The following is a 14,722-nucleotide window of genomic DNA, read 5'->3' as shown; positions in this document are numbered from 1 at the left end:
GAGAACTACCTGGACAAACCGCAGATAGCGGCACATAACGGACACCGGGTAGGCGATAACGGTTTGATTGCTGGAAACGCTGGGTACTCCCCGGTCATGACAGCAATGCGTCACCGAACCACCCGGATCGTCGGCATGGAATGGGGCACCGCACTGCTGGCCATTGCCACCTGCCTCATCTTCACCGCCGGCATCGCCACCCTCACCCACACCCTGAGCACCGCCATCACCTCCGCCGTCGCCCTGGCCATCGGGCTCGTCGTCACGCTCCGAATTCTGCGGCCTGTGCGCTGACACCGGCTCGAGCAGTTCGAGTTCGGGCGTTGTCCGAACCCGGGCCACCGATGCGGAGACCGCCGACGGGCCGGTCGGCGCCGTCCGGTTACACCGTGAAACCTCTTCTCGCCCAACCGGAAACGTGAAGGCTATCCCGGCGGCGGTCGCTCACCGCCAGTGGCGATAGGTACCCACGAGTACGCCCTTACGCTGTGACCTATGTCCCATCCGAGCACGCCGTGGTCCCGCCTTCCCCAGGCGCCGCCCAGCACCCGCCCGGACGATTCCTGCGACCCGCCCGCTCGACGCGCGCCGCAACCCGCCGTATCCAACTCAGCCCCATACAGCGAATCGAACCTCCTTGTCGGCGGAACTGCCACCGTGATCGCCCTCCTGGCAATGCTCATCGCCCTCTTCACCGGCGATCGCACGCCGACCACGCCCCCACCCGAGGTCGATCCACCCCCGGCCGCCACAATGCCCGCACCCGCACCCGGACCCGCACCAGCCCCGGCGCCCGCCCTCGCCGGCGCTCTGGGCCGGATGGTCGCCGTCGGAAGAGTCGCCGCGACCGATGGCACAACTCTGCAGGTCGAAAGCCTCTTCGGTACCACGACCACCGTCCACACCACCCCCGACACCAAGGTCCACGTCCTTTTCGGCTCCCGCGTCGCCGACATCTCGGCAGGCGCTGTCATCGCCGCCTACGGCACGAAACACCCCGACGGCTCCCTCACCGCCACGTTCGTCGCCGGCGCCGGCCTCGACTTCACCCGGTGACGGGGTCGGCGTACGTGGAGCCGGATCCGTCGATGAGCAGGTGACACAGCCGCATAGTCAGAGTCCGCCGTTGGCGGCTAGCACCACGAACGCGGCGTCGGCACTGCGCCAGAGCGCATCGATCTCAGCGTTGGTCGCCGGCGCCAGAGCGGGATCCTGCAACGCCAGACCGTTACCGAAGATCACCACGTTCGCGCCGGCGTCGGCCAACCGCAGCAATGCGGCCGAGCCCACGCCGGCGCCGAGCACAGCGTCGAGACCCTCGCCCACGAAATAGAACCGCCACAGCGGCCCGAGATCGCCGCCGTAGACGGCTTTGGTCGCCTCGACGATGAGAGATCCCTTGGTCGCGATCGCATCCACGATCCGGAAGTAATCGGGCGCGTTCGCAGGTGTGGCGCGCACGGCGGCCACCGCATTGGACAGATCGACGGTGAGGTGGGCGTTGTAGCCCGCCATGGCCACCCGTGCCGCAGACAGCCCGCAGTCGCGGGTGAGCGCGAAGTAGTGCGCCCAGTGCGGCTGGGCTGCGGACCCGGTGAATTCGGCGTGCACATTGCGCAGGAACCGCAGCAGCAAATCCAGACTGATGCGGTGCGCGAACTCAGGGTCGTCGAAGGCTGCCGGAGCACGTTGCAGCGGCATGACGGCTGCCTGTTCGACGGTGTCGAGCCCGAGAGCGAGCAACCCACGCCGATCACGATGAAGTACAAGGATTTCGGTGATCTGGCGGTGCTGCTCGACCGCCTGCTCCAGGCGTTGCAGCGTGGTTCCCGTCAATGTCGCCGTATCCGAGAGCCGCACGATGTCGGCCACCGCGCCAGCCGAAAGCGGGGCTCCGCAGGCGAGATCGAGCCGCGAGGCCGACGCCGTCGACGGGACGACCAACCCCACCGCGATGACCGCACTCGCAAGCAGTGTCGTCACCGCGCGTAGGAGGTACCGGAACGAGAGGTGCGGAAGCGAGACCGCCGCGGCGTCGACGCGGGCTTCTTCCAGGAAGAATTTGGCGAGACTCTCCACGGCCGTCTCCTCTCATCGTCCCCGCTCACGACGTACCCGGTACCGCGCTGACGAACCCGGCCGCCGTGGGTTGTCCCGAGCGACTCCGTGGCCGAATAGGACGGTGGCCGCCGGGCCGAGGGCAAGGCCATTTCGTCACCCCGGCATCACTGGCCGGCTCGGTGAGCTCTACCGCAGGTGGGAGGGTTGGCGTAGATTGCTAGGACGCTGCTCGGGCCGTTTTCCGCCACGAAGGGATCGCCGTCATGAGCGTGTCGCTCCGGTTTCGGCGGCACCGCCGAGCGTGTGCGGTGCTCGCGATTGTGCTCGCCATTGCGACCGCCGGATGTGGCACGGATCGGGATACCGGGTCGGACACGATCGCGTCGGTGACCACGCATGCCGACAGTTCGGAAGCCGCGAAAGTCACCGACATCGTGCGCGACCGGATGGCCGAACTGAACCTCACCTCCGCGGTGTTCGGTGTGTGGCGCGGCGACGAACAGCTCGCCCTCGGCGCGCTCGGCGATTCACCGCTCGGCGTGCCTGCGACCGCCGACATGCGTCTGCGCGTCGGCCAGCCCATGGAACCGATGCTGTCCACCGTGCTGTGGCGCCTCGACGGTGCGGGCGTGCTGCCGCTCGACGAACCCATCGCCCGCTGGATGCCCGAGTTCCCCCGCGCCGACGCCATCACCCCGCGCATGCTCGCCGACAGCACCTCCGGCATCTCCGACTATGTGACCGAGCCGGAGTTCCTGAGGATCTTCGCCGACAACCCCTTCCGCACCTGGACGGCCGACGAGCTGCTCGCCCGCGCGAATGCCCGGCCACCCCTGTTCCCACCGGGCACGAGCTTCGCCTACGCGCACAGCGACCTGGTGGTCCTCGGCGAAGTGCTGCAGAAGGCGACCGGCAAACCGCTGGGCGACTTGATCGCCGAACACATCCTCGATCCGCTCGGTATGCGCTCGACCGAGGTGGTGCTCGACCCGCAGATAGATGACCCGATCCTCCACGGCTACACCAACGAACGAAACGTGTTCGAGGACTCGACATTCTGGAACCCGACCGCATTCCTGCACAGCGGCAACATGAACTCCACCGTCGCCGATGTCGGCCGCTGGGTGCGGGCACTCGGCACAGGTGAACTGCTCACCCCCGACCAGTTCCGGCAAATGATGGAGCCCTCGACCGCAGGCCTCGGCCCCCTGACCCCCGAGAAATACTTCGCCTTCGGCGTCGTCCACCTGGGCGACTGGCTGTTCATGAACCCGTCCTACGGCGGCTACAACGGCGTCGCGTACTACGACACCAAGACCGCGACAACCGTCGTCGCCTACGTAACCCTCGGCCCCAATTCCGATGCCAACCGCAACAACGCCATCGACATCGGCAGACAAATCGCCGCTCTCCTGGTCCCCGACCGCCCACCACCGGCGCTCTGAGCATCGGTAGCCGACACCGGGTGGATCCGTAGTTCGGTCGTAGATCAGGCCAAACGAGCCCGTCGTTCGACATCGCAGCGGCGCACGCTCACGATGTTGGGCGCGCCATCGCGACCATTTCCACGCCCCGACCACAGGTCGCGCCAACCGGGCCAACCACCGTCACTACCTCGTATCTCCACCAGCCCGAAGATCAACTCCCCGACACTCGCATGCAGGCGATGTGCCGTGTCCACTGCTCGCGATGGCGTTCCGGAACGTTCAGTCGACGGCGTAACCGCTCCAGCCGGACCACATCTCGATCTTTCCGGCTGGGACATCTGCCCATTTCGGGAGCGGTTCGCAGCTGCGGAGCCAATCCGTCGGGATCGCCTCGATGCCGAGGCGGGCGGCGAGAATGCCGCCGACGATGGCGCAGGTGGTGTCCACGTCGTCGGAGGCCAGCGCGGTGGCCCACAGCGCCTCGGCGAAATCGTAGGGGTACTTCGCGACTACCCACAGACAGAGCGGGACGGTATCCGGCGCGGAGATCTCGCGCCCGGTGCCGAGTGTGGCTGCTGCACTCCGAGAATCAGCGAGATGCAGCAGCCCCGCAGCCGTCTCGATGCCGTCGCGGACCAGGCCCGGCGGCGTGTGCTCGCCGACCGCGGCCAGCAGGTCGGCGCCGCGCAGGTCGATCGCGGCGGCCACCGCCACCGCGATCGCACCCGCCACACCCTCGGGGTGGGTGTGGGTGACCTCCGCCGACAGCGCGGCCTCGTGCGCGACCCGATCGAGGTCACCGGCAAAGAACGCGCCAAGTGGTGCGACCCGCATGGCGCCGCCGTTGCCCCAGGATCCGCGCCCGTCGAAAGCGGCACCGGCCAGCTGGCGCCAGTCGCCGTTCTCCTGGCGGATCAGGCGCAGCATGCGGTTCACCCCGGCGCCGTAGCCGCGATCGAAATCGTGGTGCCTGGCGAAGGAAGAGGCCAGCGCGTCCTGGTCGATGCGCCCGCGCCGGACCAGCACCGCGTACACCGAACAGGCCATCTCGGTGTCGTCGGTCCAGAACCACGGCGCGCGCGGCAACGTGCGGGTGTGCAGGCCCCCGAAGTTGCCGGGGACGAAGAAGGATGAGCCGAATCCGTCGCCGACGGCCACGCCGTGCAGCGACGCGACGGCACGGGTGCGGCGGTCAGCGTTCATGGGTCTGATCTTGCCGAACCACAGGCTATTTCGGCAATCGGCCGGCCGTCACCATCGACGCCTGTAGCCGCAACATCCCGTGCCCTTCGAGTCAGCCCACATGGAGCGGCTGGAGTTGAACGAGGATCATCCAGTTGCCCGAGTTCTTGACGTAGGTTGCCCGGACTCGGTACTGGCCTGGATCGAGGGCGATGTGGAGCTGGTTGTCGAGTTCGATCTCAGCTCCCGGCCAGGCCGAGTCGAAAAGCATGACGGGCCCTCGTACTTCCCAGACGAGGTCCTGTTGGTGGACCGGTTGTATTGATCCTGGGACTATTCCGCGTAGCCAGTGGCTAGTTGGCGGGCAGCACGGTTGTGTAGTTGGCGCCGCTCGGGGGCTTGCGATACCCAGTGCTGGGGATAGCCGATCGATCGCCGGTTTGGTGAGATGCTCTCGTGTCGGATCACCAACATCTGAACGGCAGTGAGGCAGCAGTTCGTGGCGATATCGCCGCCTTCGCCCAGCTTGCTGGCGTCTCTTGCGCCACGACAGGCCGGGCGTGTGATTGGGAGCAGTCCCAGTCCGTTTTCGGCGTTGCGCTGCCGGAAGACTACCGAGCTTTTGTCGACGCCTTCGGTGCCGGAACAGTGGGTGATCGACTCACACTGCTGACGCCCTGGCCCGAGCTCGGAACTGGGAAACCGGTCCTGGGAGGCTGGCGGGACGTGGCCGCCGAGATCGGCTCGATCCTGCGCGGACACCGGTCAAAATGGCCCGCGGAGTTTCCCTATGCTTTCCATCCCGAATCTGGCGGCCTGCTCAACTGGGCTTCGGCTGTCGGCGGTGAGCAGTGCTTCTGGCTGACAGAGGATCCCGATCCCAGTGCCTGGCCGATCGTGATATGGGACAAGGCCGAGTGGTATCACTATGGCCCCGGGACAGTAGCGCTGCTCATCCGCGCCTTGAGTGGGGACGACCCGTTCCTCACGGAGTTGATCCGATTCGACCCTGCCTCTGCGGCCTGGACGCCGAGCGACTGACAGGCGGCCACACGAGCTGCTTGGTGGTTCCCGCCACGACCTTCACTCTTGTATCGGTGAACCGGATCTATTCGGACCCCGGGCTATTCCCTGCGCGCAGTGCGGCGCATGGCGGTGTATTGGCCCCACGACCGCGCGGAGAGGGCGGCCCAGCGGTTTGCTGTGTAGGGGGAGAGTCCGAGTAATTCGGCGAGGACCGGAGTGGGGATCTCGGCGGCGAGGTGGAACATCGCTGCATGGCGGGCGTGGTTGGGGTGGATGCCGTTGGCGACGAGTTCGCTTCGGATGTTCTCGGTGACAAGGTGCTTGCCGGGCAGTCGGCCGGGGAAGAGCCAAATGCCGCGGTTGGCGTGGGAGGCCGGACCGTTTGCGGTGAGGTGCTGACGCAGCAGTTGGTCGAGTGGTTCGGGCATTTCGACCGCGACGGTGTCGAAGGTGACAGTGACCGTGTCGGATAAGAGGGAGACTTGGTCGGGGCGCATTCGGCAGATCCGGGACAGTGGTTGGGCGAACAGGAGCATGAACAGTCCCGCGATGCGGGTGTAGCTGCGAATCGTGCTGTCGTGCAGCAGGGTCTCGACGTGCTGCCACCGTCGGTCGTCGGAGAGCAGAACCTGTGGGGAGGCTCGGTCGGGCGTGGGGATCTGCAAGCCGTCGGTGAGTTGGGTGTGGTTGGTCCATTTCAGGAATCGGCTCAGGACGGGCCCGCGGCCGGGATAGCGCGCCAGGTAGCGGTCGAGGTCGGATTGAGTTACCCGATCGATCGCGATGTCGTGTTCGTCGAGCCAGCCCAGCAGCCGGACGGCTGTCAGGATGTCTGCCCGGGCCCGTTGAACGGCACCGCGGGTGACCTGGTCCTGCGCTTCGAGGATCCGGAGGCGACGCAACAGTTGCCATTGCGCGAACGGGCGGATGACCTCGCCGTGATGTTTGGGCAGCTGGTCCAGGATGTCGTTGAGCCAGTGTGTGGTCCGGGCGATCAACGGTTGATAGGGCTCGATTACGCCGGTGGCAGCGAGCAGATCCCGGATGTAGTTGACGCGACGGTTGCAGGGCAGATCATCGAACGCGGCGTGTGAGATCGGGAGTTCGCCGAGCGCCATCGCGCGCAGGATGTCGGTGCTGCTGGAGGGTTTGGCGAGCCATACCAGGGTGGTCTGGGACCGGTTGCCGGTCATCCACGCGTCGAAGAGCGGTTGCAGGCCTGGGTGGATGGTTTTGCTGTGGTCGGAGAGAAGTTCGGTGGCGCGTTCCCGCAACGTGCAGGGTCCGCAGAACCGGCCATAGGGGTTGTCCTCGCGCCCGCATCGCGGGCATGCGAAGACCGGCCGGTTGCCGGTGCAGGCGGCGCAGGCGGGGCGGCGCTGAGGATCGTAGAAGGCCAGTACCTTCGATTCACCACACCCCGGGCAGGGCTGGATATCACGACGAGCCCGCAGGTAGCAGATAGCGCAGACCAGTTCGTCGAGGATCGGCTGGATGCAGCGGTCGCGGCGGTCGCATCGCGGGCAGACGGTGCGCGGTAGTCGCCTGGTCAATCGCCCGGCTCGTGTGGCCTGCGGACCACGGCGCGGATCGGTCGCAGCTCACCGATACCGAGTCCTTCGTCGGCGCGGCCGTCGGTGCCGGTGTCGGTGTCGGTGTCGGCCTGTTCGGCCTGCGCGATGACCGGTTGCAGTAGGTCATTGGGCTGGCAGTGGAGGATGTCGCACAGTGCAGCCAGCAAGTCGGTGTTGATCCGTTGCGGTGCGGTGGTGACCAGCTTGTGGACGTACTGCCGGGTCAGGTTGACCCCGCGGTCGGCCAGCAGCGGCACCAACTCGCTGGTCTGGAAGATGCCGCGCGTGGCCATCACCTGACGAAGATGCCAGCGCATCACGACCCGTCGACTGGTCACCGGTTCGCCTCCGTGGTGGTGGGTTTGGGTGCGCGGGCGTAGACCCGATGCAATGCCGTGCGCAGCGTCTGTTTCGTGAAGTCGTTGCTGACCGAGGCATAGATCGCCGTGGTCGACGCGTAGTGGTGGCCGACTTGTTCCTGGACGAACCGTTCCGGGTAGCCGAACTCGATCAAGTGCGTGACATAGGAGTGGCGCAGGCAGTGCAATGTCAGGTCCGCCGACAGTCCGGCCTCGGCGCGGATCCGGGAGAAGCGTCTCTCCAGGAACCCGCCGTCGACACGGGTCAGCCGCTCGGTCACCCACAGCGCGGGGTGGTCGGCAGCGTTGAGGATCGGCCGGGCCTGCTCCACCCACTGCCGCATTCCCGGTACGACCCAGTCGAACTCGGGAACCGTCAACACAGTGCGGCGCCGCGGCGCACTGCCGCGGGTGGCCTTGCCGTAGCGCACGTGCAGCGACCCGTAGGTCCCCCACTCCGACACGTGCGGGTTCGGCCGGAGATCGACCAACTCCAGGCGGCAAAGCTCGTTGCGGCGCAGCCCGTAGGCGTAGGCGGTCTTGATCATCTGCGCATCCCGCAGGGCCGCCAGCGCACCCTTACGTCCCGAGGTCGCGATCCGCTCGACACGATTGTCGAGACAGTCGAACAACTGCTGTACTTCGTCGTAGGAGAACGGGCGCCGGCCGGGCCTGCCCTCGTAGTCGGCGAGGTGCGCGACGGTGTTCCACTCGTGACAGACCTGACTCGGGATCTGCCCGAACCGATCTCGGCACTGGCGTAGCCATTCGTAGCGCGGGTCGGTCAGATAGTCACAGAACATCCGCAGGACCAGGTGGTAGCCACGGATCGTGGCCGGCGCCAACCGCCCACCCGTTTCGGAAGTCAGCGAGACCGTGAAGTCCTCGATGTCGGCCGCCGTCCAAGCCCACGGATAGGAACCGGCGAATTCGGTGAACCTGCGCACCAACGCGACACGCGGCACGATCGTCGTCGACGCCAGCAGCCGCGATTGCTGCTGGTTCTCCCAGCCCGTCAGCATGCCTTCGAACACCGCCACTGGCTCGTCGAGATACCGCACACCCTCAACGAGAACCAGCCCTGCAGAACCAGGGATCTTCGCCAAGAATCCGCTCCAGACCGTCAACGGAAAGGTGACATTGTCGCCTCACCGTAGCCGCGGACACGGTCGCGTCAACGACTCCCCGGTCGGCTCAGGCGTGTCGGATCGAGCCACCTCCGATAGTCCACCTGGACCAGGTCCTACCTGTCACTTTTCCGTCAATAGTCGAAGTTATCGTCCGGATCCCATGTGATGTGTTCTTGTAAAGCTTGTCGCGCCGCGGCGACGAGTTCATCTTCGGAGTCTGCCGCTGCCCATCGCAGGAACATCCGCTCGGCAGGGAGATATGTCGTGCGAGCGGGCTCGTCGCCGAGGACCAATGCCTGCTGAGTGCCGATCGTGACCAAGCCGATGTATCCCTCGACCGAGCAGGCTCGGCCGTAGTCGCCCCATGCTTCTACGGGTCCGTCCACGTCGGACGCTCCGCGCCAGTGACCAAGTTCTGATTCAGGGGCGATCAGTAGGGGGCCTCCGGCGGACTCGACCCATGTGTAGAGCACGACAGCTCACTCCTTGTTCATTTGAGATGGACCAGTTGGCACGGACCCGGTGTCCTGGCGACGCCGCGTCGCGCAGGCGAACCCTGGTGGAGCCTGAGGGCGAAGCAGCACCGGGTGGGCAAACCCAGGGTAGGGGTGCCTGGGGGAAACGACAGCGGGTAGGCACCCTGGTGGGTCCGGAGCGAAGCAGCAGCGGATAGGCAATCCAGGGTGGGGGTCCGGGGCGAAGCGGCAGCGGGAAGGCACACCAGGTCGGGGGTCCGGGGGCGAAGCCCTCCGGGTGGGGCGTGGGGGCTTCGCCCCCACAAAAACACTCAGCTCCACCAAAAAGGCGAGCGCTCTGTGCGAGCGCTCGCCTCCCATTGGTGGAGCTGCCGGGAATCGAACCCGTTCCGACACCCTGGTGAGAGGGTCGAAAGTGGACCCTACCTGGGAAAACACATGTCTTGCTCTTACGCCAAATGACCCACTTTTAGCCCCGATTGTGTCCAAAATATGTCCACAACATGCTCAGAAATCAAGGTGCTGACCAGGGCTCTAGTCACCAGGCCAGACGATGGCAGCGACCAGTACCGCGAGCGGGATTCCGAACGCGACCACCCAACCGGCCACGATCACTAGTCGCGGCCCTCTGCTGCCGTCAACCAAGCGTCGACGTTGTCCAGCGATCCTGTGCAGACCACGCGCCACGGGTTCGCGAGCTGCCAGCCTTCCGGCGCGGGCCGGATGCTCATAGACCGTTTCGCCGCGCGTTCGGTCAGCGCGTCTATCCGGGTCGTGTTGGTCATGATCCCTGCCGCTTCGGTTCCCAGCGCTCTAACGCCTCGAGCAGTCGCCGAATCACGGTCGGTGGCGCAACCTCTACCGGGTACGGGCGTTTGGTCTTCGGTGTCCGCTGTGGGAGCACGTTCCCCTCCCTGCTCCGTGGTGGGTCTAGGTGGTCGTACATCCTCACATCAGCTCCCACTGTCTGGTGTGCATCGGGAGACGGGGCCTTGGGGGCGGTAGAGGGGTCACCGGCCCTTGCCACCATGCGCTGAACGCTCCCTTGGTTCCCGCACGATGTCCACTCCAGCAAAGCGGCTTTCCCGTCTCCCGATGCCCTTTCAGACCATCACGCGGGGTAACCGGTCGTAAGGGCTATGGTGGTTCCAGACCAGCGAACCGAGCTTTGAAAACACGCGGCGGGGTGTGGTGTGGTGGCTCTACCTACAGGCTTGCTCGACATGGCACCGAATCGGATCGGGCAGGCGTTGCGGAGGATTCGCACTGTTCGCGGGCTGAGCTTGCGGGAGCTGGCCGGACTCGTGTTCTGCGATCACTCCTACCTGTCGAACGTCGAAGCCGGGCGACGCTGGCCACGTGATCGGGGTTGGGCCGAACGGGTCGACCGAGCACTGAACGCCGGGGGCGAGCTGACCCGAGCATGGGACCAGGACCAAGCCGAACAGGCCAAGCGTTCAGATACATTGCGAGCCTTGGACATCGCGCGCCGAGAATCCGAAGCCTTGCTGATAGCTCCCGATGGGGCGGACCTCGACAGCATTTCCGATGACATCGTGGACATCTCTACCAAGGCACGGCACGAGTCCTACGACGCAACACTCCGACATGCGATGAACCTTCGGACCGAACTCGTGCGCCGGGTGAAATCGGGTGCGTATCGACCGGACGAGATTCGCGATTTGTACGTAGCCCTCGGCCGCGTGTGCGGTGTTTTGTCCTATCTGACACTGGATTTGGGACAAGCCGACATGGCGAAAGTTCATGCGCAAGCGGCCTTCTCGCTCGGTGACAGGGCGGAACACGATCAGCTGCGGGCATGGTCACGCGGAACGCAGGCATTGGCGCACCGATTCACCAAGGATTTCGAGCAGGCCAAAAACGTTGCGGAGGACGGCCTTCGGTACGTGAACGCCTCGACTGGTACGTCGGAGCCCCGATTGCTGTGCAGTCTGGCCGCTTCCGTTGCCAACCTCGGTGATTCGGCGCGTGCTGTGGAACTGCTGGACCAGGCGGATCGGGTACGGGACAGTGCAGGACCCGACGAGATCCCCGGACTGTTCACCTTCACCGCAGCGAAACAGATTTACTACCACGGGTTTTCGCTGATGTGGTCCGACGACGAACGGGTGTTGAAGCGTTCGGCCAAGGCATCGGAGTTGGCCATCGACGCTTGGCAGGTGCAGCGATCACCGGGTGACGAGATTCTGAGTCAGATTTACCTTGCTACTGCACGCGCCCGGCTGGGTGATCTCGACGGCAGCATCGCAGCGGTGAATCCCGTTCTGGTGAACCCGATTTCAGCTCACTTCTCATGGGTCCGTAAGCGATTGAGCCAGCTTGCCGGTCTGCTGGGTGAACACTTCCCGGATTCGGCAGTAGCTACCGAGATGCGCGCAACTCTGGACGGATATATTCACTCCACCTAGGCAGACCCCAAAATTGGCCCTTGGCATCACGTTTCGGAGCCGGTCATACTTGGCACACCAACCGGAGGAAGATGTCCAGTCACTCATCGGTTGAGCAGGACAGATTCCAGCGCTTCGGCTCATCCAACGGAATCTTTCCAACAGGGACCCCTCGGCTTGAAATCTTCAAGGGAGGGAAAATGCACACGCGAAGCTGTCCGGAGATGAAGACGGATCAAAAAATCGAACGTGCGTTCTAATGGCTGACGACCAGGTGCCTTGGCCTACAACAACTCTCGCGCGCTCACCTGGACGGCCCTGCACCGCACCCGAGCACACCCCCCAAGGCACACCCACCACACACCACATGATCATGAGTAAGTAGTAGTGATGCACTTGTGTCTCAACAACGTTCAACATGTGTGTGGTGCGTGGTGGGTGTACACCGACGGAGGCGTGTTGCGTGTCGGGTGAGTAGTGGTGTAGTGCACCAGATCTGGTCTGTGCCTTCAATGATGGTACGGCACACAGGTATTGGGTACGTCGTTAGCAGCAGTAAGCTCTTGCCGGCTCAGGTAGCTAGTGAAAGCGGTAGCCGAGTGAGCGATAGGGGCAGGCCAGATGCCGTTGTGCCTTACCAGGATTGGCCAGATCCGATGATGCGTTAGCCATGATGGCCAATTCGGTTGTGGCATATTGGTTTTCGAGTTCACCACACCAGACGTTCACGATCAGCCAACCGGTACCGCCCATCGATGATCTGAGTCGGAGCACCGATCCACGCCACATGATCACCGGTATGTCCTGTTGCTTTGACACATCGGGGTGTGCTGGCACTCGGTTCGGCTGGCGTGGGTGCTCTCTGTGTTGGCAACGCATTACTAGCCTCTATTCGCCACGTAGAGCCACGTTCTCGGCAGCCGTAGGGTTGGATAGGCCCGTGTAGCCACTTCATATCTCCAGCTCGCACCAGTCCAGAGCCGCGCACACGTTGGTCGACGCACCCGCATTGTTGGACAGCTGCACGGTTGCCGAAAAACCAGGCGCGAGCACACGACTGGATGGGATGTCGAACTCTGAGACCGTGTTCTTGGTGAACGGTAGAGACCAGTCCAGGATCGTACCGCCGGTGATGCCATTGGCTATGGTGCTGATACTCCACCGGAGTTCGGCCAACCCTGCGGGCAACCCAGACTTTTGAGCATGGGATGGGATGAGCGTGGTAGGCAGGTTTCCCGTTGGGTTGATCCTCACCTGTAGGAAGTCGTCGAAAGCATTGGAGTAGTAACGCAATCGCGTGATGTACAGGTTTCGACCTGAGCCAACAGGGTTGGTTATGCCGAACTTGAATGCGTTGCCGTTGGCTACAGCTTGAGGTCCGATTCCGTTGTGGAACGTCTTGCCGCCCAACGTTAGATGCCACAACGGCGGCATGGGTCCAGCACCGGAGAACCAGTGGGCGGGTAGTCCGTTAGTCATGGTGTGCTCCAAAAGTCTGTGATAGTTGAAAGCCCTTGGCCAACCGGAGGATTGGAACTCACAGCAAGCCAAGGGCTTTCGATCTTCCGGTGGATGAAGACCGGAAGTTGTTGCGGTTACGTCAAGGTCGGCGGGGTAAGGCCAGTTCCGTCGATCTTCACGAGCCCCTTGGTATCCCGGTCAGGGATGGACGCATTGAAGTTCAGCAAACGGAAGTACACCTGAGCGAGGTCGGCCAGCGTTGAATCGAAAGCCTCTGCGCGAACAGGTGATTCCCACGCCATGACATCTTCGGATACGGCCACCAGAATCTGATCCTGGTTGGTGCCCGCACCAAGGTTGGTCGGCACGTTCGCGTCGATCAATACCGGGATGCCGTAGATGGTTCCAACGATCCCATCCGCACGAGATTCGAGGCTCACACCCTGGACGTTCCGGCCACCTTCTTCGACACCGATGATCGGGCGGCCCTGGGTATCCTTGGCGTTCACCAGATGGACCCACCGGCGCGGATGCATGACGATCACGTTCGGCCACTCGAAACGGGTAGTCGAGATAGTCTGTGCAGCCTTCAGGATCTCCGTAATGACCGCTGCGCCACCAGGGTTGGTAGCAGTGAAGGTCTGAAGCGTTGCCACGGTGAGAGCACCACGAAGGTTGCCGCCAGCACCCGAGCCGGTGAGGAACTGAGCATCAGCCAGCGCACCATGAGCTTTCGACAAGTCACGGAAGATCACCTGGTCGATCGGAGTGCCGGACTGGGTGAGCAATTGAAGCGAAACCGTCTGTGCGCCAGCGACAGTCACGATGCCAGAACTGACCGCAGCGGTAACCATATCGTTGTTGCTGACCAGACCGTTCTCCACATGAACTGCGACGGTTGCGCCGTTGGTGACCTTGGGAACGTTGATGCTTGATTGGCCACTCGGGAGCGGGTCGGCATTGAGGTAGTCCAGCCACGGCCTACGCGCACGGGCGAACTCGGCGTATCGGTTGGTCAGCCACAACGGCGGGGCGAACTCACCACCATCGGTAGCGGCAGTGCTCAGAGCACGGGATTCCATGACGTGAGCGTTGTTTCGGTGCAAGCGCTCGATGGCGTTGAAATCGCCGCGCTGCTTGTTGTAGAGATCCCGGAAGTAGCTCAGCTCGTGTGCGTTGTCCTGCCGGTAGATTCCAGCGTCTCGCACCTTCGCGCCACCGTAGATGAGGTTCTTACGTACTTCTGCTGCCCGGTCGTCTCGGTCGGCGTTCTCCACGGCCTCGTCAATACGTGAGGCGAGCTGTTCGTTCGACTTGATCAGCGCTTCAAGCTGCCGCTTCTCCAACGGAGTCAGCGTACCGGAAGCCTTGCGGGCGTTGAGCTTTTCGATATCGACCTGGCCGAGTTCGAGGGTCGAACGCATGAACTCGATCTGTTTGTTTGTTGCCATCGGTCTGTTCCTAACGGGGTCGGCTGCACATCCTTGACGAACACCGAAGGCGCACAGCAAGTTTTGAGTGTGAGAGAAGCGCCGACCCGTTGGGGCTATGTCGCTGAATACCAGTACCGGATAACCAGTCTCAACCTTTGAGTGAGCCACGATCCGATCCACGTTCT

16 protein-coding genes are annotated in these 14,722 nt (G+C 63.9%); 5 read left to right on the top strand and 11 right to left on the bottom strand.

The window, feature by feature from the left end:
- Positions 1-96 precede the first annotated feature (96 nt).
- Both ACFXNW_RS10855 and ACFXNW_RS10850 read left to right on the top strand, forming a co-directional pair.
- Positions 97-294: a hypothetical protein gene (locus ACFXNW_RS10855; protein WP_379417462.1), complete on the top strand. Its 198-nt coding sequence runs from the start codon at positions 97-99 to the stop codon at positions 292-294.
- A 363-nt stretch (positions 295-657) separates the two neighbouring features.
- Positions 658-1,056 carry a hypothetical protein gene (locus tag ACFXNW_RS10850; protein ID WP_379417461.1) on the top strand — a complete coding sequence of 133 codons (399 nt, stop codon included), beginning with the start codon at positions 658-660 and terminating at the stop codon, positions 1,054-1,056.
- A 57-nt stretch (positions 1,057-1,113) separates the two neighbouring features.
- On the opposite strand, the gene ACFXNW_RS10845 is transcribed toward ACFXNW_RS10850, so the two are convergent.
- Positions 1,114-1,983, bottom strand: coding sequence for a DUF5995 family protein (locus ACFXNW_RS10845; protein WP_379418094.1), 870 nt, complete (start codon positions 1,981-1,983; stop codon positions 1,114-1,116).
- A 341-nt stretch (positions 1,984-2,324) separates the two neighbouring features.
- Between ACFXNW_RS10845 and ACFXNW_RS10840 the strand changes: the two genes are divergently transcribed.
- Complete coding sequence (locus ACFXNW_RS10840) at positions 2,325-3,506, top strand: serine hydrolase domain-containing protein (protein WP_379417460.1); 1,182 nt, start codon at positions 2,325-2,327, stop codon at positions 3,504-3,506.
- Positions 3,507-3,767: 261 nt separating this feature from the next.
- On the opposite strand, the gene ACFXNW_RS10835 is transcribed toward ACFXNW_RS10840, so the two are convergent.
- Together ACFXNW_RS10835 and ACFXNW_RS10830 are read right to left on the bottom strand one after the other, a co-directional pair.
- On the bottom strand, positions 3,768-4,691 hold the full coding sequence (locus ACFXNW_RS10835; RefSeq protein WP_379417459.1) for an ADP-ribosylglycohydrolase family protein: 924 nt from the start codon (positions 4,689-4,691) through the stop codon (positions 3,768-3,770).
- Between the two features lie 91 nt (positions 4,692-4,782).
- Positions 4,783-4,992: an Imm21 family immunity protein gene (locus ACFXNW_RS10830; protein WP_379418093.1), complete on the bottom strand. Its 210-nt coding sequence runs from the start codon at positions 4,990-4,992 to the stop codon at positions 4,783-4,785.
- Between the two features lie 134 nt (positions 4,993-5,126).
- Here ACFXNW_RS10830 and ACFXNW_RS10825 point away from each other — a divergent pair, with 134 nt between their 5' ends.
- The gene (locus ACFXNW_RS10825; RefSeq protein WP_379417458.1) at positions 5,127-5,711 is read left to right on the top strand and encodes a hypothetical protein; all 585 of its coding nucleotides are present in this window, start codon (positions 5,127-5,129) and stop codon (positions 5,709-5,711) included.
- An 83-nt stretch (positions 5,712-5,794) separates the two neighbouring features.
- On the opposite strand, the gene ACFXNW_RS10820 is transcribed toward ACFXNW_RS10825, so the two are convergent.
- The 5 genes from ACFXNW_RS10820 to ACFXNW_RS10800 all read right to left on the bottom strand — a co-directional run bounded on the left by ACFXNW_RS10820 (position 5,795) and on the right by ACFXNW_RS10800 (position 10,020).
- The gene (locus ACFXNW_RS10820) at positions 5,795-7,249 is read right to left on the bottom strand and encodes a hypothetical protein (RefSeq protein WP_379417457.1); all 1,455 of its coding nucleotides are present in this window, start codon (positions 7,247-7,249) and stop codon (positions 5,795-5,797) included.
- Positions 7,246-7,608 carry a helix-turn-helix domain-containing protein gene (locus ACFXNW_RS10815; protein ID WP_379417456.1) on the bottom strand — a complete coding sequence of 121 codons (363 nt, stop codon included), beginning with the start codon at positions 7,606-7,608 and terminating at the stop codon, positions 7,246-7,248. Before ACFXNW_RS10815 ends, ACFXNW_RS10820 begins: the two co-directional genes overlap by 4 nt.
- On the bottom strand, positions 7,605-8,735 hold the full coding sequence (locus ACFXNW_RS10810) for a tyrosine-type recombinase/integrase (protein WP_379417455.1): 1,131 nt from the start codon (positions 8,733-8,735) through the stop codon (positions 7,605-7,607). The genes ACFXNW_RS10815 and ACFXNW_RS10810 overlap by 4 nt, the downstream gene beginning before the upstream one ends.
- A 155-nt stretch (positions 8,736-8,890) precedes the next feature.
- A complete protein-coding gene (locus ACFXNW_RS10805; RefSeq protein WP_379417454.1) occupies positions 8,891-9,232 on the bottom strand; it encodes an Imm21 family immunity protein in 342 nt (113 codons plus the stop codon).
- Between the two features lie 617 nt (positions 9,233-9,849).
- Positions 9,850-10,020: a hypothetical protein gene (locus tag ACFXNW_RS10800; RefSeq protein ID WP_379417453.1), complete on the bottom strand. Its 171-nt coding sequence runs from the start codon at positions 10,018-10,020 to the stop codon at positions 9,850-9,852.
- A gap of 438 nt (positions 10,021-10,458) precedes the next feature.
- Between ACFXNW_RS10800 and ACFXNW_RS10795 the strand changes: the two genes are divergently transcribed.
- Positions 10,459-11,664: a helix-turn-helix domain-containing protein gene (locus ACFXNW_RS10795; protein ID WP_379417452.1), complete on the top strand. Its 1,206-nt coding sequence runs from the start codon at positions 10,459-10,461 to the stop codon at positions 11,662-11,664.
- A 558-nt stretch (positions 11,665-12,222) separates the two neighbouring features.
- Here ACFXNW_RS10795 and ACFXNW_RS10790 read toward each other — a convergent pair.
- From ACFXNW_RS10790 to ACFXNW_RS10780, 3 genes are all read right to left on the bottom strand, one after another.
- Positions 12,223-12,438 (bottom strand): hypothetical protein, encoded by a 216-nt coding sequence (locus ACFXNW_RS10790; RefSeq protein WP_379417451.1) that lies wholly within the window; start codon positions 12,436-12,438, stop codon positions 12,223-12,225.
- A gap of 156 nt (positions 12,439-12,594) precedes the next feature.
- A complete protein-coding gene (locus ACFXNW_RS10785; protein ID WP_379417450.1) occupies positions 12,595-13,122 on the bottom strand; it encodes a hypothetical protein in 528 nt (175 codons plus the stop codon).
- A 116-nt stretch (positions 13,123-13,238) separates the two neighbouring features.
- A complete protein-coding gene (locus ACFXNW_RS10780) occupies positions 13,239-14,555 on the bottom strand; it encodes a phage major capsid protein (RefSeq protein ID WP_379417449.1) in 1,317 nt (438 codons plus the stop codon).
- Positions 14,556-14,722: the final 167 nt, after the last annotated feature.

This window comes from Nocardia sp. NPDC059180, from assembly GCF_042754945.1.
Taxonomy (GTDB): Bacteria; Actinomycetota; Actinomycetes; order Mycobacteriales; family Mycobacteriaceae; genus Nocardia.
The sequence above is the reverse complement of the archived record's forward strand: the minus strand, read 5'-3'. Positions and strand labels throughout refer to the sequence as shown.